This window comes from Streptomyces longispororuber, from assembly GCF_014656095.1.
Taxonomy (GTDB): domain Bacteria; phylum Actinomycetota; class Actinomycetes; order Streptomycetales; family Streptomycetaceae; genus Streptomyces; species Streptomyces longispororuber.
The window spans coordinates 12,941-32,379 of sequence record NZ_BNBT01000032.1 but is presented as its reverse complement, the minus strand read 5'-3'; the positions used below and the strand labels follow the sequence as shown (position 1 = coordinate 32,379).

At 70.0% G+C, this 19,439-nt stretch carries 23 protein-coding genes; 18 read left to right on the top strand and 5 right to left on the bottom strand.

From position 1 onward, the window contains the following. The first annotated feature begins 46 nt into the window (after positions 1-46). The 10 genes from IE330_RS13230 (at position 47) to IE330_RS13185 (ending at position 5,171) form a co-directional block, all read left to right on the top strand. Entirely contained in the window at positions 47-364 is a 318-nt protein-coding gene (locus tag IE330_RS13230; protein WP_308439001.1) for a hypothetical protein, read from the top strand. An 89-nt stretch (positions 365-453) separates the two neighbouring features. Continuing rightward, positions 454-705, top strand: a complete 252-nt coding sequence (locus IE330_RS13225) for a hypothetical protein (protein ID WP_190136148.1) — start codon at positions 454-456, stop codon at positions 703-705. Further along, the gene (locus tag IE330_RS13220; RefSeq protein WP_190136147.1) at positions 702-989 is read left to right on the top strand and encodes a hypothetical protein; all 288 of its coding nucleotides are present in this window, start codon (positions 702-704) and stop codon (positions 987-989) included. Before IE330_RS13225 ends, IE330_RS13220 begins: the two co-directional genes overlap by 4 nt. A gap of 20 nt (positions 990-1,009) precedes the next feature. Next, entirely contained in the window at positions 1,010-1,183 is a 174-nt protein-coding gene (locus tag IE330_RS13215) for a hypothetical protein (RefSeq protein ID WP_190136146.1), read from the top strand. A 9-nt stretch (positions 1,184-1,192) separates the two neighbouring features. Continuing rightward, on the top strand, positions 1,193-2,035 hold the full coding sequence (locus IE330_RS13210; RefSeq protein ID WP_190136145.1) for an Lsr2 family DNA-binding protein: 843 nt from the start codon (positions 1,193-1,195) through the stop codon (positions 2,033-2,035). Continuing rightward, positions 2,035-2,802: a hypothetical protein gene (locus IE330_RS13205; protein ID WP_190136144.1), complete on the top strand. Its 768-nt coding sequence runs from the start codon at positions 2,035-2,037 to the stop codon at positions 2,800-2,802. Before IE330_RS13210 ends, IE330_RS13205 begins: the two co-directional genes overlap by 1 nt. A 92-nt stretch (positions 2,803-2,894) precedes the next feature. Beyond that, positions 2,895-3,317, top strand: a complete 423-nt coding sequence (locus IE330_RS13200; protein WP_190136143.1) for an NUDIX domain-containing protein — start codon at positions 2,895-2,897, stop codon at positions 3,315-3,317. A 95-nt stretch (positions 3,318-3,412) separates the two neighbouring features. Then, positions 3,413-3,967, top strand: a complete 555-nt coding sequence (kilB, locus tag IE330_RS13195) for a plasmid transfer protein KilB (RefSeq protein ID WP_190136142.1) — start codon at positions 3,413-3,415, stop codon at positions 3,965-3,967. Next, on the top strand, positions 3,964-4,650 hold the full coding sequence (locus IE330_RS13190; RefSeq protein ID WP_190136141.1) for a hypothetical protein: 687 nt from the start codon (positions 3,964-3,966) through the stop codon (positions 4,648-4,650). The genes kilB and IE330_RS13190 overlap by 4 nt, the downstream gene beginning before the upstream one ends. Beyond that, complete coding sequence (locus tag IE330_RS13185) at positions 4,647-5,171, top strand: hypothetical protein (protein ID WP_229925609.1); 525 nt, start codon at positions 4,647-4,649, stop codon at positions 5,169-5,171. The genes IE330_RS13190 and IE330_RS13185 overlap by 4 nt, the downstream gene beginning before the upstream one ends. Before the next feature lie 164 nt (positions 5,172-5,335). Here the strand turns inward: IE330_RS13185 and IE330_RS13180 are convergent, their stop codons facing one another. Both IE330_RS13180 and IE330_RS13175 read right to left on the bottom strand, forming a co-directional pair. After that, complete coding sequence (locus IE330_RS13180) at positions 5,336-6,460, bottom strand: ParB/RepB/Spo0J family partition protein (RefSeq protein ID WP_190136140.1); 1,125 nt, start codon at positions 6,458-6,460, stop codon at positions 5,336-5,338. Next, on the bottom strand, positions 6,457-7,506 hold the full coding sequence (locus IE330_RS13175; RefSeq protein ID WP_444546231.1) for a ParA family protein: 1,050 nt from the start codon (positions 7,504-7,506) through the stop codon (positions 6,457-6,459). The genes IE330_RS13180 and IE330_RS13175 overlap by 4 nt, the downstream gene beginning before the upstream one ends. A gap of 231 nt (positions 7,507-7,737) precedes the next feature. Between IE330_RS13175 and IE330_RS13170 the strand changes: the two genes are divergently transcribed. Next, positions 7,738-8,631: a PIN domain-containing protein gene (locus IE330_RS13170; protein WP_190136138.1), complete on the top strand. Its 894-nt coding sequence runs from the start codon at positions 7,738-7,740 to the stop codon at positions 8,629-8,631. Between the two features lie 66 nt (positions 8,632-8,697). On the opposite strand, the gene IE330_RS13165 is transcribed toward IE330_RS13170, so the two are convergent. Then, the gene (locus IE330_RS13165) at positions 8,698-8,898 is read right to left on the bottom strand and encodes a hypothetical protein (RefSeq protein WP_190136137.1); all 201 of its coding nucleotides are present in this window, start codon (positions 8,896-8,898) and stop codon (positions 8,698-8,700) included. A 158-nt stretch (positions 8,899-9,056) separates the two neighbouring features. On the opposite strand from IE330_RS13165, the gene mobF reads away from it, so the two are divergent. The 4 genes from mobF to IE330_RS13145 all read left to right on the top strand — a co-directional run bounded on the left by mobF (position 9,057) and on the right by IE330_RS13145 (position 14,477). Then, positions 9,057-10,880: a MobF family relaxase gene (gene mobF, locus IE330_RS13160; protein ID WP_229925608.1), complete on the top strand. Its 1,824-nt coding sequence runs from the start codon at positions 9,057-9,059 to the stop codon at positions 10,878-10,880. Beyond that, complete coding sequence (locus tag IE330_RS13155; protein ID WP_190136136.1) at positions 10,877-11,224, top strand: hypothetical protein; 348 nt, start codon at positions 10,877-10,879, stop codon at positions 11,222-11,224. Before mobF ends, IE330_RS13155 begins: the two co-directional genes overlap by 4 nt. Before the next feature lie 822 nt (positions 11,225-12,046). Next, on the top strand, positions 12,047-13,693 hold the full coding sequence (locus tag IE330_RS13150; RefSeq protein ID WP_229925607.1) for a replication-relaxation family protein: 1,647 nt from the start codon (positions 12,047-12,049) through the stop codon (positions 13,691-13,693). A gap of 166 nt (positions 13,694-13,859) precedes the next feature. Then, positions 13,860-14,477 carry a GIY-YIG nuclease family protein gene (locus IE330_RS13145; protein ID WP_190136135.1) on the top strand — a complete coding sequence of 206 codons (618 nt, stop codon included), beginning with the start codon at positions 13,860-13,862 and terminating at the stop codon, positions 14,475-14,477. A gap of 55 nt (positions 14,478-14,532) precedes the next feature. Here IE330_RS13145 and IE330_RS13140 read toward each other — a convergent pair whose 3' ends face one another. Then, positions 14,533-15,216 carry a DUF8453 domain-containing protein gene (locus IE330_RS13140; protein ID WP_190136134.1) on the bottom strand — a complete coding sequence of 228 codons (684 nt, stop codon included), beginning with the start codon at positions 15,214-15,216 and terminating at the stop codon, positions 14,533-14,535. Between the two features lie 89 nt (positions 15,217-15,305). Here IE330_RS13140 and IE330_RS38880 point away from each other — a divergent pair, with 89 nt between their 5' ends. Both IE330_RS38880 and IE330_RS13130 read left to right on the top strand, forming a co-directional pair. Continuing rightward, complete coding sequence (locus IE330_RS38880) at positions 15,306-15,920, top strand: hypothetical protein (protein WP_229925606.1); 615 nt, start codon at positions 15,306-15,308, stop codon at positions 15,918-15,920. 108 nt (positions 15,921-16,028) lie between these two features. Then, positions 16,029-16,313 carry a hypothetical protein gene (locus IE330_RS13130; RefSeq protein WP_190136195.1) on the top strand — a complete coding sequence of 95 codons (285 nt, stop codon included), beginning with the start codon at positions 16,029-16,031 and terminating at the stop codon, positions 16,311-16,313. A gap of 108 nt (positions 16,314-16,421) precedes the next feature. Here the strand turns inward: IE330_RS13130 and IE330_RS13125 are convergent, their stop codons facing one another. Then, positions 16,422-17,852, bottom strand: a complete 1,431-nt coding sequence (locus IE330_RS13125) for a competence protein CoiA family protein (protein WP_229925605.1) — start codon at positions 17,850-17,852, stop codon at positions 16,422-16,424. 190 nt (positions 17,853-18,042) lie between these two features. Here IE330_RS13125 and IE330_RS13120 point away from each other — a divergent pair, with 190 nt between their 5' ends. Further along, on the top strand, positions 18,043-19,416 hold the full coding sequence (locus IE330_RS13120) for an AbiJ-related protein (protein WP_190136133.1): 1,374 nt from the start codon (positions 18,043-18,045) through the stop codon (positions 19,414-19,416). Positions 19,417-19,439: the final 23 nt, after the last annotated feature.

Here is a 19,439-nt window from a genome sequence, read left to right as displayed (position 1 = left end):
ACCGGGACGGTCGCAGTGGCCCCTCAACCACGGACAGCGAAAGGAGATGGACGCCATGTTCCTGCCCTACTTCGAGGTGGATGTCCCCATACACCGCACCGATCAGCCCGGCTCGCGCGGTGTGCACGTCTTCACCGGCCGCGCCAGCACCCGCCGCGCCGCCGTGAAGGCCGCGCACGCGGCATACACCGCAGCGCGCGCCGCGGCGGAGGCCGGACTGGAGATTCCTCACGACCGGCCGGGCGGCTGGGGTGCCCGCGGCTACCGGCCCGGGTGGGAGCCCGACTGGAAGGCCGCCACCGCCGGCCGCTGGAACGACCCCTACAGCTGGACCCGCGCCGGAGGCGGCGACGTCGAGCTGTAGATCTGCCCCGGGACAGCCGCTGTGCTTGGCGGCTTGACGGCTGCCCCGGGCCCATCCATCCCGCATGAGACGAGACGGAGAACCCAAGTATGTCGTCCTTCCTGCGCGCTCGAGGCCGGATCGGCCAGCGCACCCTCCTACTGGCGGCCGCCGCCGTGCTGCTGACCGGCTGGGCGGTCCACGTGATGACGCTGTACAAGCCGCCCGCCGCCCGCCGGGAGCAGCGCCTCGCGCGGCCGGTCCGCGTGCTGCACACCCGCGGCGTCCTCGAGGACGGGCTCACGACCGATCCGCATCTGCTGGAGCGGGTGTTCCAGCAGCGGCCCGCCGTCCGGCCGTGACCGGCAGCGCACGCACGACGAAGCCGCCGTTCGAGCCGGGCCTGATCCCGGCCCCCGGCCAGCTTCTCGTCTGGCGCGACAGCCGGCACTTCGACCGCTGGCAGGACCTGCCCTGCACGCTGTGCGGCCAGCCCACGCCCATGCGCTCCCACGCCGAGGAGCCCGTGCACAAGGCATGCGCGGAGACCTGGATCACCGCCAACCCCGTCGAGGCCCGCCTGGGGCGGTTCGCCTCCGACCTCGCCCCGAAGCCCAAGTCCACGGGCCAAGGCGACCACTTTTGACCTGCGCCTGGAGGACCTCCATGAGCAGCACCAACCGCGACGTCGACCCCACCCTCGCCTACCCCGAGCCGCCCGCCTCCCCGCTGTGGCACCACCACGCCCCAACGGTGCGGCCGCTCACCCCGGCCCAACAGAAGCGCAACTGCGAGGTTGCGGTCCTCGCGCAGCGCAAGCCCCGCCCCCGGGCCGCGTAGGAGGGCCGCATGTTCACCGACATGAAGCAGGCCCTCGCCGCAGAGGACCTCGACCTCACCCCGCCCGGCAGCGACCAGAGCGCCGCTGCCGCCCTGGTGGCTGCCCGTCACGCCCGCGACAAGGACGACCTCGCCGACCTGCTCGGCGCGCTCGGACTGCCCTGCGCCGAAAACGACTTGGTGCGGCTGCTTCCGAACCTCACCACCTCCGTCGGAGATTCCATGACCGTCACCGCCTTCACCGCCACCGCCGCCTCCATGCTCAAGAACGGCGACAGCCCCGAGCACGTGCGCACCACGCTCGGACTGTCCGAGGCCGAGCTAACCGAAGCCACGCGGCACGCCGACCTGCCCACCACCGTCCCGGCCCCGGACACAGACGACACCACCAACACCCCGGAGACGGCGGCCCAGGCAGCCGAGGACACGGTGGGCTCCGACGGGATCGAGGACCTGCTCGCGTGGGCGGGGAACCACCCGGCCGCCAGCATCCGCCACAAGGCCGCCCGCGTGCGCAGCGTCCTCACCGAGCTGACCGAGCGCCGCACCGCCGACGCCACTCAGCGGGAGGCGGAAGAGCGCGTCGCCAAGGCCAAGGCCGAACTGGAGGCCGCGCAGGCGCAGCTGCGCGCGGTGAAGACCGGCGGCCACGCCGCCGCGGCGGCACAGGACGCCCCGGAGGCCGCCCCGGCGCCTCGGGCCGGCAGGCGCAGCAAGGCCGAGCTGGCCGCGATCCGGGCGTGGGCGCGTGCCCGCGGTCACCAGGTCGCCGACCGGGGCACCCCGGCCAAGGCCGTCCTGGACGCCTACGACGCCGCCCACCGCACCAGGGACCTGGCGGAGGCGAGCTGATGCAGGCCATCCCTCTCACCCTGGACGGCTACCTGACCGACACCCCCGAGCCCGGAGACCGTGACGGCACCGCGGTGTGGCGGCTGACGTGCAGCGGGGGCAGCGAGTACCTGGTCGATGAAGCGGTCATCCCCTGCACGACCATGGAGCCGGAGATCGTGCACGCTCTGCTGAGCGAGCGGCAGCCCGGCGACCTGCTCCGCGTCACCGGACAACTCACGCTCCCCGACCGCGCGGGCGGAGTCCTGCGGCTGCACGCCGACACCCTCGAAGTGCTCTGGGAAGCACCGCTGCTAGACACGGACACAGGAGAGGCAGGAACCGCGGCCGCGACGTCTGCGGGTGCGGGTGCGGGTGCGGAACGGGACCGCGCGATCGCCGCGCTCGCCGAAGCCCTCACCGGCCTGACGCCGGACGCCGCCTCCAGCCCGGGGCAGGGCATCCGCATCCACATCACCCCGATCCCCTCCCCCGGTCCAGGCCTGGAGCACTGCCACAGCGTCGACGTCCCTGCGGCGCTGGCCCACCGGCTCGCCGACTACATCGACGCCATGAGCTGCAGCCCGGACAGCCAACGCCCCGGCAGCGCCCTCGATCCGGAAACCGTCGCCGAGCTGACCGCTCTGTTCGAGGCCATCGATCTGATCGACCTCACCGGCACGGTCCTCAAAGCGACCCAGCCCGAGCACCGGACCGCCGCTATCCGCGCGTTGGACGACATGTTCGGCGACATCCCCTCCCCCTCCCCCGAGGACACCGACCCGTAACCGCCACCCCGCCTGCAGGTACGAGCTACGCCGCGCCAGCACCCCAAGCCACCGGCGCCCGATCCACTCACTCAACCGACTGAGAGGCACACATGACCGACACCGAGACCGTCGAGACCATCCGCTACACCGCTGACGTGGTGGCCCTCACACCCGACGGCAGCGTGCTGCTGATCGAGCGCGGCTGGCCGCCGTACGAGGGCGCCTGGGCCCTGCCCGGCGGGCACGTCGACCCGGGCGAGACCAGCCGCGCCGCGGCCGCCCGGGAACTGAAGGAGGAGACCGGCATCCGGGTAGCCGTCGACGAGCTGCGCCAGCTCGGCGTGTGGGACTCCCCCGCGCGCGATCCGCGCGGCCGGTACGTCACCGTCGCGTACACGGTCCTCGTCCCCGCTGGCACCCCGGCCACCGCCGGGGACGACGCCCGCACCGCCCGCTGGTGGCCCCTGGACGCCTTGCCGGAGCGCCTGGCGTTCGACCACGCCGACATCCTCAGTGCGGCCGCAGCCTCCTGACGAGGCACCGCCACGCGACACCGAAGCGCTGCGCTCCGACCGGAAGGCCGGCGCGCGGCGCTTCGACGGTCCCCTCAGTACAGGAGGCTCCCTTCGTGTTACCGACCCTGGCCACCGCTGCCCTCACCATCGTCGCCACCCTGCTCGGCGCGATCCTGTCCGGCCGTGCCCAGGAACGCGCCGCCGAACGGCAGGTGCGCGTTACCCATACCGAGACGATTCGCCGCGACCGCCTGAAGGCCATCACCGAACTCGCCTGCGCCGCCAGCGACCACCGCACGATGCTGTGGAGGCGCGGCGACGCCGTCCTCAAGAACGCCGACCCTGAGCGGATCGAGGCCCTGCGCGGGGAGAGCCACGTGACCCGCAACGCGGTCACCCACCCGCTGACCGCGCTGCGTGTGCTCATCCAGGACCCGGCCGTGCGTACCACCGCCGACCGCATGATCACGCTGACCTACGCGATCCGGCAGGCAATCCCCACCGCCCCCATCGGCGCCGACCCCAATGCAGCCAAGCAGCGGCTCACCGAGGCCCGCGAGGCCGCGAAGGTCGCCCACGACGACTTCGTGGACACCGCCGCCCGCTACCTGAACCCGGCCATGCCGACGGCCACCCCGCATCCCACCCCCGAGGAGCCGACCCGATGAAGCGCCCCTTCCTCCGCCGCTGCAGCCACTCCCCCGCCGACATGCTCTCCCCCGAGGACCAGAGCGTCGTCGACCAGTTCCGCGCGATGCTCACCGCCGTACGCAACCCAGCGCCCTGGTCGCCCGGCCTCGCCCTGGACGTTGCCGTGCGGGTCGGCCCGTTCATCGAACGCGCCCATCCCCGGCCCGGCGACGACCACGGCCCCGACATGATTGCCGTCGCCCTGGCCCACCCCGACACCCCGCACGCCAACGCCTACCTCCACGGCCGCCAGCTCGGCTACACCGAACGCGGCTGGCTGCGCTGCCCCACCACCGCGATCCTCGGCACCTGGCAGCCCGGCTACACGATGCTCACCCACGCCGCCGCCGGCCTGCCCCTCCCCCACGACATCGGCATGGAACCCGCCCACTACGGCGTCCACGTTGAAGCCCGCCGCAGCGACAACACCGGCTACACGCTGCTGCGCCTGGGGCCCTACCCGCAGACCTGGCTGGCTTCCCGCGACGCCGACTGCCTCAACACCGAGCTGGAAGGCCGCGCCGCGCTCGTCCTCCCCGGATTCACCGTCACCGCGAAGGACGCCGTGTTCCACGTCAGCGACTACGACAACTACACCGACCCGCACGGCACCGACGTCACCGCGCTCCTGGCCCACGCCCTCGCGGAGGTAAGCGCGTGACCGCCCCGGCCCTGTACGAGACCGGCAGCGGCCGCGATGGCATCATGTGCCCCGTCGAGCAGCTCTGGACGCCGTACGGACAAGACGCGGAGGACAGCGGCTTCGTCGCCCACCGCGGCCTGTACGTCACCGGGATCGACGACCCGACCGAGGACCACCTCTTCCCGACTGGTTTCCTCGTCCTCGGTCACCAGCGGTGGGCCGACATTATCGAGGCCGCCGCCGCGTACATGTCCCAGGTCCACAGCTGGCGCAACATTTACCTCTACCCTGGCGACGATCCCTCGGTGCTCATCCCCCGCATCCCACGCGCCGTCCACACCCACGGCGTCTTCTTACGGCACCCGCACCCGGACCACGCCTGCGGGTGCGGGTGGGATGAGGCCTGGCGCATGGTCTGGGCACCCGGCACCGAGCCCGGCGCCGTCCCGGTCACTGCCCTGCGGCACCCGGCCGCCGCGGTAACCGCCGCCAGCCTCCCCAGCCCCGACACGGGAGCACCAGCGACCTGGGCACCCTGACACCTGCTCCGCCATGAAGCCCCGCTTTCCGGCCGCGTGCCGGGAGGCGGGGCTTTTTGCATGTAGTACGACCCGTGTACCGCTCGGGACACAGACGAAGGGCCCGGCCCCTGCGTTCAGTCGCGGGGGCCGGGCCCTTGGAACCCGATGAGGCAGCAGGACAGCTAGCCCTTGTCATCCTCCGAGGCCTGGAGTAGCCAGATCAGCCGGTCACGGTTCTCCTGGGACATGTGCTTGCGGACTTGCCGGTCCACCCACAGCGGATCGTCCCACTGCGGTGAAGCTGCGTCCTTGCCGCTGATCTGCCCGCTGCTGCCGCGAGCTGGCCGCTGCGCGGCAGCAGATGCCGGGGCTGTGCCGTCGGCGGGGGTATTAACGGCGTTAACGGTTTCAGCGGGCGCCACGTCGGCATTGCCGTCAGACGCCGATGCCGGGGTGTTAACGGCGTTAACGGTGGCGGCGGGCGCAGCCACGTCCTCATCGCCGCGAGGCGCCGACGCCGTGGTATTAACGGCGTTAACGGTGGCGGCGGCAGTCGGCTCTTCCTGGGGCGCCTTGCGTCGCCGCTGCCGCGGGGGCTTAACGTCGTTAATAGCCTTCTCGGCCTCGGCCTCCTGCTGGTGCTCGGGAAGCCGGCCGATCCGGCGGGCGGGCTCAACCTTCAGCTCACCCGTCTCTACCTTCTCCTGCAGGGCCGGAGTGAGCTCCAGGAGCGCCAGCCGCTGAGAGACCCATGCGGCAGTCTTCCCCAGCCGCTTGGCGACCTTGCCCTGGGAGCCGTGCACCTTCACCAGGTCCTGGATTGCCCTCGCCTGGTTCATCGGCGGCACGTCCACACGGTGGATGTTGGCGATCAGTGCGGATTCCAGGATGTCCGCGGCGCTCGCGGCGAGGTCGTCGTTGACGTCGATGCGCAGTTCCGTGAGACCGGCGACAGCTGCGGCAGCCAGGCGCCGATTGCCGTCGATGACGACGTACTCAGCGGCCCCGAGCTGTTCCTCCTGCCCCGGGTGCGCGGCCAGGAAGGCAGCGCGCCGAGCCACGGTGACGGGCTGGATCTGCCCCTTGGCCCGGAGCGATTCGGCGGTCTCCTCGACGTCGGTGAGCTCGTCGCGCGGGTTGAACGGGTTGTGCGCCAGCAGCTTCAGTTCCACCGAGGCCGGGGGACGCTTCCCCTCACCCTTCAGGATCTGCTCACGGGTGCGGACCCGTCGTACCGGGCGCGGCGGACCCGACTCCTCCTCATCGATGCTGAAGCCGCGGGTGACCCGCTGCTGAGGGGGAGTCATACGGCAAGCTCCTTCGCCAGGTCGCGCATGGCCTGCGCGTGTTCACTTTCCGGGGCGTACTCCAGCAGCGGGATCTCGCCGTCTGAAGCCTCACGCCCTTCCTTCAGGTCGCCGATCACGGCCAGAACGCCGGGAGAAGAGCTCTTCTCCCACTGGTCCTTGTTCTCCTTGACGAGCTTGCCGCGCCGACTGTCGTAGGCGTTGATGACCAGGCCGAGGTAGTCGACCTGGATCCGGCCCTTGCTGCACAGGTCGTCCATCTGCTTCCGCAGCAGCCGGAACGCGCGGTGCGAGGCCTTGTTGGCCCACACCGGCGTGATGACGCCCGAGCGGTCGGCGAGCTCGCCCTCGCGGCGGCGCACGTAGTACAGGGCCGTGTCCATGTTCAGCCCGAGACTGGGGGGCCCGTCGATGATGATGACGTCGTAGTCGGCCTCGAGCGGCTCCAGCGCGCGCTCCAGGGCGGCCTCGCTGAAGCTGACCTTGGACAGCGACACATCGCGCAGGAACGCGTCGTCCGAGGCCGGAAGCAGGTGCAGACGCTCGCCGAAACGGTCCTGGTCCAGCGCGACCAGGAGGTCATGGATGTCCCCCTTGGCGGAACCTTCCATGTGCATCAGGAGGGTCTCGACGTCGTCCTCGTACATCAGGTCCTCGAAGCCGAGCTCGGCGGTGAGGTGCCCCTGAGGGTCGTAGTCCACGATCAGCACACGGTGGCCGGCCTCTGCGAGGGCTTGCGCGATGCCGCTGCTGATGAAGGTCTTGCCGACGCCGCCCTTCTGATTGGCCACTATGACGCGGACAACCGGCTGGGACACGAGTGGTGCGGTGGGGGAGGGGTGGTTGTCGAGCCACAGGGACAGGGCCTGTGCCAGGCCCTGCACGTAGGTGACGCCCCGCTCGGCGCACACAGCCTTGAAGTTGTCCGGCTCGCCGGCGGGTAGGAACGTCCCCCATGTCTTGGCGCCGTCGGTCTTCACCTCGGGGAGGCCGTCGGCCTCGTACCAGGCCTTGATGGCGTGCTCGGTGGCGTCTTGAATGTCCATTCCGTGCTCAAAGGCGCGGATTTTTAGGTGCCTGCGCAACTGAGGAGTGAGGGCTGTAATTAGCTTCTCTCGCTCCCCTCGAGGGCTGGGGATACTCATGTGGCCAAACATTACTAGGTCAGTCGTCCCTGATGCTGCATCCCAAGGTTCTCCGTAGGGCTCGTGCCGGGTGAACCGACGGATTTCTCGAAGTGGTTCCACGGCGCTCGCACGGCGGAGGATCATCGAGGGATGCCCAAAAAGCCCCAGCCACCCACCTACGTTGACCACCTGCTGTCCGAACTGGCAGACATCGAGACGTACTACGCCGCCGTACTGGAAAGCTCTGCAGTTCGAGCACGGCAGATGAGCAGTGGAGGCATCACAGTCCTGGGGCACCCCTGGGCCTGGGAATCGAGCACCCCGGACATCGAAACCCGCAGGATGAAGCTGCTGCGGCAGGTACGCGACTGGGCACCCAGGTTCCGGCTCCTCTTTCCGCATCCCACGCCAACCGTCCAGCGCAGCATGGACGACGCCATAGGGCTCCTGGAGGACTGGCTGGTCCGGGACGGACGGGTGAAGCACCGCGCACCCCGTGACATCACCGGAGCGGTGACGCGCCTTGAGGAGGCCGCTGCAGCCCTCCGTGGCCTTGTGGCGCTGCTACCGACGGACGACTGGCGCGTGCGCGTCGTTGTGGACACCAACACCTTGATGGACGATCCCGACGTCACGGTCTACCAGGAGACCCTCGGCAGCACGCGCTACATGGTCCATCTCCTGCCCGTCGTGCTGCGGGAGATCGACGACCTCAAGCGCAGCCACAGCCGGCCCGAGCGCAGGGAAGCCGCAAAGAAGGCCGACCGAAGGCTCAAGGCGATGCGCGATAACGGAGATGTCCTCCGCGGGGCTCGAGTTGCCGGTGACATCTACGCAGTCTTCGAGCACATCGAGCCCCGCGCCGACGGACTCCCCACCTGGCTGGATCTGCACGTCCCCGACGACCGCTTCATCGCGTCCACGTTGCTCCTCCAGTCCGCCCACCCCGGATCCAAGCTGTACGTCGCGACCAGCGACATCAACCTGCAAACGAAACTCGCGGCGGTCGGCCTGCCCTATGTGGAAGGCCCCACCGCCACGTGAGCCCAACGGTGAGATCGAATTCCAATCCGCGGCTGCACGACCGGGCGCAGTATTCGCACGGCGTCGTCAGGCGTCGTCCCCAGACAGCAGCGGCATCGCCTCCTTCCACCGGGCGGGCTGAAGCTGGTGGCAGCCGGCCGGGCACCAGCGGTCCTTGATGACCTCTCGCTGAGGGAAGGAGGACTGGGCGCTGAGGACCAGGTACACCAACTCCGTGGTGACCGTGTGGCAGAGGGCGCAGGGGATTCCGTCTCTGGTGATTTCCATGCGCGGAGAGTGCACACACCGGCGGCTTACTGTCTCGGGCTGGTCTGGCGGCCCGCCTGGCGGGCGCTGCGGTAACGATCTGGTGATGGCCTCCCGCCCGGCGGGACGTACCTAGGAACGCGCTTTTGCGCAGGTCAACGCTGGGGTTCCATGGGTCGATGATCAGCATGTCGCCAATCCGCCCGGGGCATGGGTGGCGCTACCTCACCCGTGGCGTGATGGTCGGCGACGGCCACCGCCGGGCGGGCGCGCCGCTGCGTGCCGCCCAGGACGAAGCCGGTGTCCCGCCCGGCGTGTGGAAGGGCCGGGGCCTGGCCGCGCTCGGCCTGACGGCCGGGGACGTGGTGACCGAGCGGCAGGCCGAACTCCTCCTGGGGGAGGGCCGGCACCCGGACGCCGACCGGATCGAGCGCGAGCTCCTGGCGCAGGGCAAGAGCCCGGCGCAGGCGCGGCGCGCGACCGTGCTGGGCAGACCCATCGAACACAACGCCTCGCCGAAGACGGAGAAGGCGAAGGAGCGCACGCCGTGGCTGGCCATGGACCTGGTGTTCCGGGCCCCGTCGACAGCACACATCGCGTGGGCCCTGATGGACGACGATCACCGCCGGGTGCTGGAGCTGTGCGACGACATCGCCCGCGACAAGACGCTGGCGTGGCTGGAGGAGTCGGTCGCGGAGATCCGCTGGAAGGCCAGCGGCAAGGAGCGCGCCCGGGTCAAGGACGGTCTGGTCGTCGCGGTGTTCCGGCACTACGAGTCCAGGGCCAGGGAATCGAGGCCACTTCTTCACACGCACGCGGTCGTGTCGATCCGGGCCCGGCGGCCGCACGACGGGAAGTGGGGCAACCTGTCGGCGGACTCGCTGATGACCCACATCGTGGCGGCCGACACCCTCTACACGCTGTCCTTCATGCAGGAGGTGTCCGCCCGGCTCGGGTGGGCGTGGGAGCCCCGCGAGGTGACGCCCGGCCGCCGGCCCGTCATGGACATCGCCGGGATCGACCGGCGGCTGATCGGCTGGCAGTCGACCCGTCGCCAGCAGATCGAGGACGCGCTGCCCGTCCTGACGGCCAGGTACGAGGAACGGCAGGGGCATGCGCCGGGGGAGCGGGCCGCCTACGCGCTGGCCTGCCAGGCCGCCGACCAGACCCGCTCACCGAAGCGCACCGAGCTGCTGTCGCTGACCGAGCTGCGCGAGCGCTGGCGTGCCTCGGCGACCCGGGCGTTCGGGGCCTGCACCGTCTACCGGCTCGCAGAGCGGGCGCGGGCGGCGGCCGCGGCGGTGTGGGCGCGGGTGCGGCCGGTGGTCGACGTTGTGCTGGCGGCCGTCGATGTCGTCGCCGTGGTGTACGTGATGCGCGGCGCCTTCGCGCGCCATCACCTGCTCGCCGAAGCCCGCCGCCACCTCGCCTACGTCCTGCGCGGCCGGCCCCACCGGCCGGGCGTGGACGAGACGATCGTGCAGGCGGTCGTCGACGACTACACCCGCCCTGTCGGGCGCGGCCGGAGGATGACCGCCGACCTGCGCGCCCTGTACCCGCGCGACACCGAGGACCAGGCCGTGCTGCGCCCGCTGACCCGCAGCCGCACGGCGCCCCCGTACGAGCGGGCCCGCCTCGCCGCCAGCGCCCTGGCCGCCCGGGTCCGCGCAGCGCGGCGAGCGGCGCGCCTGGGCTCCCGCACCCGGCCGTACGCCGTCGCCGTGCCCGCCACCTCGAGGCCGCACCCGAGGCCCTTCCGCGACGGCCGGAAGGACGACCACCTCCCGGAGCCGGAGACCGGCATCGACACAGTGGAGCAGACCCGCCAGACCCTCGGAGCCGCCGCCGCACAGGTGGCCGCCACGCTCCAGGACAGCCGGCGGGCACGCGAAGCCGCCCACGGCCTGCGTCCGCAGCCCGCCCCGGCGACGCCCCCGCCGCCGCACACCCAGCAACCCGGCACCCAGCACACGCCGGGCCGAACCACAGGAGGAGTCACGTGAGCCCCCCGGAAGAACGCCCCATCCCCGACGACGCGCTCGCCCGCGCCCGTGCCGCCCGCGCGCAGATGGCCGCCGCGCTCACCGAGGACCAGGAGCCCGACGTCGACGAGCCCCTGGGATGGCAGCCAATCTGGAAGCGCCCCCGAAAGCCAAAGTCGAAGGCGGTGAAGAAGGCGGAGCTGCGCAAGCAGCGCAAGCGACTCCAGGAAGCCGCCAAGCGCCGCCTCGCCGTGAGGAACTCGCGCCGGCCTCGCCCCCGGCAGAACCGGATTGGCAACGCCGCCGCGCGCCGTGACGCCCGCGCCCTGTCCCGGGTGCGGCACTCCAACGCCTGGCTGTGGTGACGGTGCCCTGCACCGTCCACTGAGTGGAGTCCACCCGATGCCGCGCCTCGCCACCGGATGCAGAACATCGGGTGGGCTCCACTCGGTGGCTTCCACTCGGTGGAGTCCACTCTGGTGTGCCGGACGACGATGGACTCCACCGTGGTGCGCACCGCGATGGTGCGCCACCGCGTCCGTCACCGCACCACCTCGACGACGTCTGGCACCCTCGCGGGCCGGTGCGCCGCACCCGATGCGCCGCACCGCACCGGTGCACCCGCCGTCGGCCGACCCCTTGTCCGGGTACGGCCGGGCGCGCCCGGCCCCCTTGTCCGGCTCCGCTTCACCTCCTTGTCCACCTCCGCTACCGGCCCGACCACGGCCACGTTTCCCCTAGACAGGGTCCGCTACCGGCCCCGGTCAGACCGCGGACAAGGGGGTCGTCTGCACGCTGCTCCTTCACCCCGGCCGCCCCGGCCGGGGCAGCGAAGGAGACGAGACGATGACGAGCACTCACCCTGGGGCCGGGCAGCGGCACCGCGCAGGCCGATCACACCGAAAGGCCGGCCCGCGGCGAGCAGGCCCAAGGAGACTCCCTGGGTGCCCCCTGCGAAGCCCCCTTGAGGACCCCCTTTGGTGCCCGGCACTGCGCACCGAAGAAAAGCCCCTTGTCAGGGCCGCAATCAGCGCGAAGACTGCGCCGTCACAACCCTCTTCTCTCCTCTTGTTGTCCGTAGTGGAGGAGATCATCGGGTTCCGGGGGCCCGGACGCCCCCTGGCCGGGCGCGGCCAACAGCGGCGGTCGGCCGGCGGCCGGTCGCGGGCGACGAGGGAGCAGAGCTGATGGCGAGTAAGCGGAAGACCAACCCGGCGGGGTCGACGAACAGCTACCGCGGTGACGTGCTGCGCGTGCTCGGGGTGCTGAAGGTGGCCACGGCTGATCAGATCCAGCGGATCAGCGCCCCGCACCTGACCTTCCGGCACGCCGACAAGCCGACTCCCTCGAAGCAAAAGCAGGCCCGCACCGCCGCGCACACCGCCGCCCTCTCCGACATGCGCAGGCATGGCCTGTCCGAGAACGGCGGCTCCACCGAGACCGGCGACGCCCTGCGGAACCTGACCCTCAAGGGCCTGGAAGCCGCCTCCTACGAGCTGCGGCGCCCGGCGGGGGAGATGGGCTCCACCGCGCGCGGCGCGGGCTCCAGCGGCGCCTCCCACCCGATGGCCGTCAACGAAACGGTGATCGCGATGCTGCGCCCGAAGCCGAACATGGCCAAGCTCACCGGCAACCCGCCGCACGTCCAGGCCGCCGCCCAGGCATCTGTCGACGGACCGGAGGGCATTGGCACCATCGCCTCGTACTGGACCGAGGTTGCGCTGCCCGCCACCGGTACGTGGAGCGCGCCCGGCAAGGGCGGCGCCCAGGCCGACATCGTCCTGACCGCCCCGCAGGACGGGGTGCCGCTGCTGTTCATCGAGGTCGACAACTGCCACGAGACCGCGGAGGAACTCGCCGACAAGCTGGAGAAGTACGCCCGGTTCTTCCGGCGGAAGGTGAAGGACACCGACGGTCGTGAGCGCCCGATGTGGCGCACCCGCTGGAGCGCGCCGGACACCTGCTCCGGCGACCGGGCGCACCCGCCGGTCCTGCTGGTGTTCAACCGCATCGGCGAGCGCAACCCCAACCGCACCGTCCCGCGGCTGCAGGAGCTGACCCGTCACCTGTGGCAGGGGCAGCGGCACACGGGCTTTCACCTCTACGACGGGAAGATTCCGATCATCGCGACGGGGCTGAAGAACCTGCGCGAGCTCGGCCCGCAGGGACCGGTGTTCCTGCGCTTCGGCCGCGACCGTATGCAGCCCCTGCGGGAGGCGATCGGCAATCCCCGTCGTGAGGCGGCCGATGCCCGCGCCCGGGAAGAGGCCAAGGTGCGGCAGGCGGAGTACCAGGCACAGGTGCGGCGGGCGGCCCAGGAGCAGGCGGCGCAGCAGGCCGCCGAGCGCGAAGCCCGCCGCCCCGTCTGCACCAGCTGCGGGGCGAAGTTCACCGACGAACGGTGGGAGGCCGCACAGCCGAAGGACTGGGGAGCCGAGAAGGACTCCCACCCGCACCTGTGCGACGGCTGCAAGCAGAGGGCCGCCGCGGCCGCCCTCGCCCCGGCGGCCCGCACGCCCGAGCACCAGGAGCCGGACCGCGCGGAGGCGGGGCCCCACGACTTCCGGCTAAACACCCGGCGCCCCGTCTGCACCGAGTGCGGTGCCGACTTCACCGACGCACGCTGGCAAGCGACCGAGCGCGTCGGCTGGGGCAACACGGCCCCAGAGCCCCGGCCGACGCTGTGCGGGGACTGCGACCAGCAGCACGAGACCGACTTGGAGGAGGCCTGGCCGGGCGTCAAGTACAAGCGGCACCAGGAGCAGGAGCAGGAGCAGCGGCAGGCCGTGCCCGAGCAGAAGGCCACCGGCTGGTTCTCACGTCTGCGCCGCTGAGCCGGGCAAGCATCCGGCGGACGCGGGCAAGCCCAAGGTCACCCTGGACGAGCCCGCGTCGTCAGCGGTGATCCGATGGGTGCAAGTCGCCAATCACCAATGTCAGTCGCATCAGTAACGATGGCCCTTGGCGCCACACCGCCCCTTCGGCCTGAAAGGATTCACCGTGGCTCAATCCTTCACCGTGCAATTGGACTTCGGCAGTCACCGCATAGAGGACGTCACCTTGCACTGGGGGCTCGGGCGGAGTGCCGACGCACGCAGAGACGCTTCCAGCCGGGGCACCGACATCGAGGTTCCGGCTGTAGTTGAGCTCCTTGACCTGGTCGCTGCTGGAGCGCTCACTGCCGAGCAGGCCCGAGACAAGTTGAACCGTCTGGCGACCGCTATCAACGAACGGATGGATCGCAATTACGAGGAGATGATCGAGGCGATGGAGCAATTCGGGTCTCGTGCGGTGCACGAGGAGATTCGCTTCGATGACCGCTGGGTGTATGCCATATCGACCGACAGCATCCCCAACTCAATCAAGATCGGTGTTGCGAAGGACATCGCCCAGCGGATGAAGTCGCTGCAGATAGGCTCTGCGACCACACTGAAACTTCGCTGGAGTGCTCGCGGCGGTTTCCCTCTCGAGCGCTACTTGCATGAGCACTTCAACAGCGTGCGTACCCACAGCGAATGGTTCGATTTCCAAGGCTGTCCCGACCCTGCCAAAAAGATCGACGAGGTCGCTCGTGCCTTCCTTCAGCGGTACGCCGAGGAAGGCTCCACAAAGCACTAAGACTTTGTCCCGCTTCCGCTACGAATGCCGGCACCGGTTCGTGGCGGGCAGCGGGTCAGGATGAGCCGGAGTCGGCCCCGCCGGTGCTGCCGGGCCACAACTCCTCCTGATGGCGGTGCCAGGCAGCCATCCGCCGCTCCGCCTCGGCGCGGATGGCCGGCTGGTTCACGGCGCCGTAGTACTTCACCAGCTTCACCAGGGGCTTCTCCAGTTTTTTCAGGCGCTCTTCGAGGAACTTCGTAGGTCGCTGTCCTACCAGGGCCTCGCCGTACACGCTGAGGTCGACGTTGTAGTGGAGCGGCTCCACGTCGCCGCCCGGACCCTGGGCGTTGACGGTGAAGTAGAAGGTCATGGGCAGATCGGACTGGAAGCGCTGGTTGGTGTCGAAGAAGTACTTCAGACGCCGCCCCGGCGGGAGCATTGGGATCGGGCGGGCGAGGACACGCTGCAGCATCTTGGTGATGTCATCGCCCTCGGAGGAGGTCAGCTCCGGGGTGGCAGTGATGCGTACGTTGCGGGCCATGGTGGGGCCGGTGTTCTGCACGCTGAGGACCATGGCCAAAGAGCCGGGATCGCTGGGCTCAATGTCGACGACAACGTAGGGCTCACTGGCTTCCTTCTGTACCTGGTGAGCATGGCGGAGCTGTGCACGGGCGTACTTGACGGTCCAGGCCGTGGTCAGTCCAGAGACGAGCAGCGAGAGCGCGGCGACGGCAAGCGACCATTCTTCTGTTCCCATCGCGGCAGGATAGAGGCGAGCACTGACAGCACCGTGAGAGCGGAGAGGAATCACAGGAGAGCGCACAGCAGCAGTACGGCGTCGCGTCAATGCGGCAGTTGACCGTGTGGCACCTCGGCGTGACACCTGCGGTCAGCGCCGAGGGCCAGGAGCACGCCCTGTACGTCGCCGCGGAGAAGGACACCCTGCGCCAGCAGCTGACCGGCTGGCTCGCCGGCGCAGGTATCCCGGTCCTGGTGGTCCGCGGCTTCGGCTCCCAGTCGTACGCCGACGTCGTCCACGACCGCGTCACCACCGACCCGCGCGACGCCGTGCTCCTGGTGGTCGGCGACTTCGACTGCTCCGGCGAGGACATCGAGCGGGACTGGGTGGCGCGCACGGGCTGCTGGAGCCACACCGAGCGGGTGCTGCTGACCTACGAGCAGGTGCGCGCCTACGAGCTGCCCGCGACCGAGGGCAAGCACGGTGATCCGAGGTGGCCGGCCTTCGCCCGCCGCTACGGCTTCGACCTCCGCCGCCCGGTGCAGTGGGAGGTCGAAGCGCTGGAGCCGGCCGAACTCCGGCGTCTGGTCCTCGCCGCCGTCGACCTGTACGTCGACCGCGACATCCTCGCCCGGCAGGTCGCGCGCGAGGAAGACCAACGCCGCGCGCTGGCCGCCTTCCTGGCCGGCTGGGGCACCGCGGGCGGGGGAACACCGGCGTAGCGTTCCGCGAACGCCCGCAGGCTCAGGCGGGTGACGGTGCCGGATGCAACACCGCGAGCGAAGCCAGAATTCGTCATCCCTGCCCAGGTTGACCTCTACGCTGCCGTCATGACGCTGAACGCCGACGAGTATGAGCTCCTTCGCCTGATCGCCCAGTCACCAGAGCCTGTAGCCGCCTCTGACTTCTTTCACACCATCCACCCGGCGAACTTCGAGCGAAGCGCCGCCGCGGAAGACCCTCGACGCGTGGCCTGGCGGGAGAAGCAGTTCGGGCTCTACAAGGCGATGATCGACCTGCATGACGGCGGTCTCATCCGGATCGCCCACCCGGCGAACGGAGAGCGGCCAGACCTGATGGAGGCCACCGACGCCGGCCATGCAGCCCTGACCTGAGAGCCTTGCCGGGTGGGCCCGGCCGGGCCCACCCCAGTGCCGAGGAAAGAGAGGCAGCACTACGTGGTCGCGATGCTGTTCCCGTTGAAGTACTGACAGCCCGCCGCTTCAGCACATGGCGAGCTGCTCGTGCTCGGGCAGGTCGAGGTGGACGATCCGGCCGTGGGGCAGGACGGCGGCGAGTTCGCGCGCCTCGTGGGCGCTGCGGGCTAAGACCAGTTCCTCCGTGAGCGTGGGGCAGGCGGCGACCAGGTCGGGGCAGGGCCGCACGATCCCATACAGTGTCCGCTGCTTGTCAGCCACGTGGACCGGTACGCCGCGGGCGTACTGCGCCCACATCATCGGCTTCTCCGGAACCTCCACCCGAACACTCGACTCCCGCCAGGCGTACGCGGCGACGGCGGCGAACAGCTCGGTCTGCTGCTGCGGCGACAGTCGGCCCCACCACGCCCGCGCCTTCTCCAGGTCCTGGCGCTCCCGCTCCTCACGCTCGGCCTGCTCCCGGGCCAGACGCGCCTCGTGCTCCACCCGCTCCCGCTCCCGGCGAGCATCCTCCTCCGCCCACCGCCGCCGTGCCTCCTCCAGGCGCAGACGCGCCTCCTCTTCTCGCTCCAGCCGTCGACGCTCAGCCTCCTCGGCCTTCCGCGCCCGCTCCTGCTCCTCCAACTCCTTGCGACGCCGCTCCGCGGCCTCCTCCTGCTCCTTCTGCCGGGCCTCCCGCTCCGCCCGCGCGGCATCCTGCCGCTGCCGCATCACCTCGTGCCTGCCCTGGTCAGCGATCGACTTCCGCGACGTCCACCACCGATCCCGGCGGAACCGCCGCTGCTCACCGTCGACCACCCGGTACACCCGCCGATACCGGGGCAGCACCTCGGCGGGAACAAGCTGCCCTTCCAGCGCCCACCGCACGAACCGCTCCAGCGGCTCTTCCTGAAACTCCCACCGCCCGCTCCGGTACACGAACCCGGCGAGCCCGTCGTCCACCACCCACGGGTGATCCCGCTCCTGCGGAGCCCTGACCCGGACGGCCGGCACCGCGCTGATCCACTGCGGCGGCCGCGCGCCTGGGTACACCCAGCACACCCGGACCTCCTCCGCCGCGTACCGGTCGGTGCGGGCAGCGATGTCCTCCACCGTGATCGGCGACAACTGCGCCTCCCAGGCCATACGACGGCTCCCGTCCGCGGACGAGGCCATGACGTCCGCCCGCCACGATCCGTCTTCGGCCGGCACCTCCAGTGCCGCGAACCATCCGGCCGTGCGGATCGCGCCCGCCATCTCCAGCTTGAGCATGTGGTGCTCCCACGACTCGTTCAGCAGCTCACACGACTCCGGCCGGTCGCGGTCGTGGCAGAAGAACCGGACTCCGTAGCGGGAGACCTTCGGGTGCAGGCCCCAGGAGCAGTCTGGGCAGGTGAGGAGGACACGGGGACGGACCTTATGGATCTGGCCCCACTCCAGGTTGTGTCCGAGACCATGAAGGGTCGAGTCGAGGAGGCCGAGTTCGGGGTGCAGCGCGGTGAAAGGCATGAATCGCATCTCCCAGCGATCCGGCATGCTTATGGCGTACCTGACAGCACAGCAGATACCAGGCAGCACTGACAGAGGACGTCCACCCTGCGGCGTTGCCTTCTACACCCCCTCCGTCTTCGCCTCGAAGGAGAAGTCGCGGACGACCCAGCGCGGCCACGTCTGGAATCCGAAGCGCGACCTGGCTCATCATCATGGGATGGCTGAGCAGATGGACCTCCAGCGGTTGCGGAGCCTGATCGAAGACGTGTGCATCACGCTGTACCAGCGATACCGACATGAGGATCTACCAGCGCTGTGTGAGCGACTCGGCCTGCCCTCGCCCCCGCCCAAGGACCAAGCGACCAAGCACCAGCGCTTGACCGCGAGTCTGGGAGCCTGTCCGGACAACCGACTGCCTCATGTAGCTCAGGCAGTTCTCGACAGCGAGCCGCTTATAGCTCCTCAGCAGATGGAACTGCAGGACGTTGTGTGGCTTGGTCGCGACTACGTGGAGATACCCGGCCGTACGCGGCGAGAATTGGCCAGGGAACTCGATCTCTCCGACCACCTCAAGTATCCGGACCGCTTTCTGACCCTGCTGGGCAGCCTCTGGGACCTCGGGGAGGACGAGTTCAATGTGTGGGGGCCCCACCTTGGCACCCTGCGCTCCGACATCCAGCGCCACGTGATCAGGTTTCGAAACGACTGGTCGACCGAGGATCTCTTCGAGCAGCTCAAAGCCTTCGAAGCTCCGCATCCCCGCTTCGGCCGCTTCCTCGAGGGCCTGGCCGCCCCCGAAGTCCTTCCTGATGAGCAGGCACAGCGCCGCTTCGTCGAACTGGCCAACGGCCATCTGCAGCCGGTCGGCGCACAGCTTCGTCAAGAAGGGGAGACGGACGGATACCCCCAGTTCCACCTGCGCCAGCTCGGTCGCGGCACCGCCCGCCGGCCGCGCAACCTCATCTTCGCCACCCAGGGAAAGCCCGACATCCGCTTCACCAGCGCCCTCGACAACGACATTGAGATCGCCGAGCGAGCCGACAAGATCCTGGTCTACAACCACCCGGTAGGCAAGAACGGGCTCCTCTGGAGCGACCTGCTGTCCTGGTGGCAGGAAACCCGCGGCATCGCGGACCCGGAGACGGCCCGCCACACCCTTTATGACCGCATGCAGCTCTCCCTGCCGCGCGAATCCGCAGGCCAGAGGAACCTGTTCTGGCTCTACCACAACCTCTACAAGGGCCAACTGTCCGACGTACCCGCGCTCCTGCCAGAGATATGGGTGCACTGGGACCCCAAGACCGTCCGCGAGCGCGGGGAGCGTGCCATGCAGAACCTCCGCATGGACTTCCTCATGCTGCTGCCCGGGAACCGCCGCGTGGTGCTGGAAGTCGACGGCATGCAGCACTACACGCGCGACGGAGGAGCCGTACCCGACAGCGCAAAGTACTCCGCCACCATGGCCGGTGACCGCGACCTGAAGCTCCGCGGATACGAGGTGTTCCGGTTCGGCCACGACGAATTGCGCGACCGCGAGCGCGCCCGCCCCGTGCTCACCGACTTCTTCCGAAGGCTTCTGGGCGTACCGTGACAGCTGCCCCGTAACTGCTCCAC

Bases quoted from the DNA above. Each gene is read 5' to 3' on its own strand.
- IE330_RS13190 (WP_190136141.1), top strand. From the start codon at position 3,964: ATGAAGCGCCCCTTCCTCCGCCGCTGCAGCCACTCCCCCGCCGACATG.
- IE330_RS13215 (WP_190136146.1), top strand. From the start codon at position 1,010: ATGAGCAGCACCAACCGCGACGTCGACCCCACCCTCGCCTACCCCGAG.
- IE330_RS38880 (WP_229925606.1), top strand. From the start codon at position 15,306: ATGCGGCAGTTGACCGTGTGGCACCTCGGCGTGACACCTGCGGTCAGC.
- IE330_RS13120 (WP_190136133.1), top strand. From the start codon at position 18,043: ATGGCTGAGCAGATGGACCTCCAGCGGTTGCGGAGCCTGATCGAAGAC.
- IE330_RS13175 (WP_444546231.1), bottom strand. From the start codon at position 7,506: ATGGACATTCAAGACGCCACCGAGCACGCCATCAAGGCCTGGTACGAG.
- IE330_RS13130 (WP_190136195.1), top strand. From the start codon at position 16,029: ATGACGCTGAACGCCGACGAGTATGAGCTCCTTCGCCTGATCGCCCAG.
- IE330_RS13180 (WP_190136140.1), bottom strand. From the start codon at position 6,460: ATGACTCCCCCTCAGCAGCGGGTCACCCGCGGCTTCAGCATCGATGAG.
- IE330_RS13125 (WP_229925605.1), bottom strand. From the start codon at position 17,852: ATGCGATTCATGCCTTTCACCGCGCTGCACCCCGAACTCGGCCTCCTC.
- IE330_RS13150 (WP_229925607.1), top strand. From the start codon at position 12,047: ATGGCGAGTAAGCGGAAGACCAACCCGGCGGGGTCGACGAACAGCTAC.
- IE330_RS13225 (WP_190136148.1), top strand. From the start codon at position 454: ATGTCGTCCTTCCTGCGCGCTCGAGGCCGGATCGGCCAGCGCACCCTC.
- IE330_RS13200 (WP_190136143.1), top strand. From the start codon at position 2,895: ATGACCGACACCGAGACCGTCGAGACCATCCGCTACACCGCTGACGTG.
- IE330_RS13165 (WP_190136137.1), bottom strand. From the start codon at position 8,898: ATGGAAATCACCAGAGACGGAATCCCCTGCGCCCTCTGCCACACGGTC.
- IE330_RS13140 (WP_190136134.1), bottom strand. From the start codon at position 15,216: ATGGGAACAGAAGAATGGTCGCTTGCCGTCGCCGCGCTCTCGCTGCTC.
- mobF (WP_229925608.1), top strand. From the start codon at position 9,057: ATGATCAGCATGTCGCCAATCCGCCCGGGGCATGGGTGGCGCTACCTC.
- IE330_RS13170 (WP_190136138.1), top strand. From the start codon at position 7,738: ATGCCCAAAAAGCCCCAGCCACCCACCTACGTTGACCACCTGCTGTCC.
- IE330_RS13210 (WP_190136145.1), top strand. From the start codon at position 1,193: ATGTTCACCGACATGAAGCAGGCCCTCGCCGCAGAGGACCTCGACCTC.
- IE330_RS13205 (WP_190136144.1), top strand. From the start codon at position 2,035: ATGCAGGCCATCCCTCTCACCCTGGACGGCTACCTGACCGACACCCCC.
- IE330_RS13230 (WP_308439001.1), top strand. From the start codon at position 47: ATGGACGCCATGTTCCTGCCCTACTTCGAGGTGGATGTCCCCATACAC.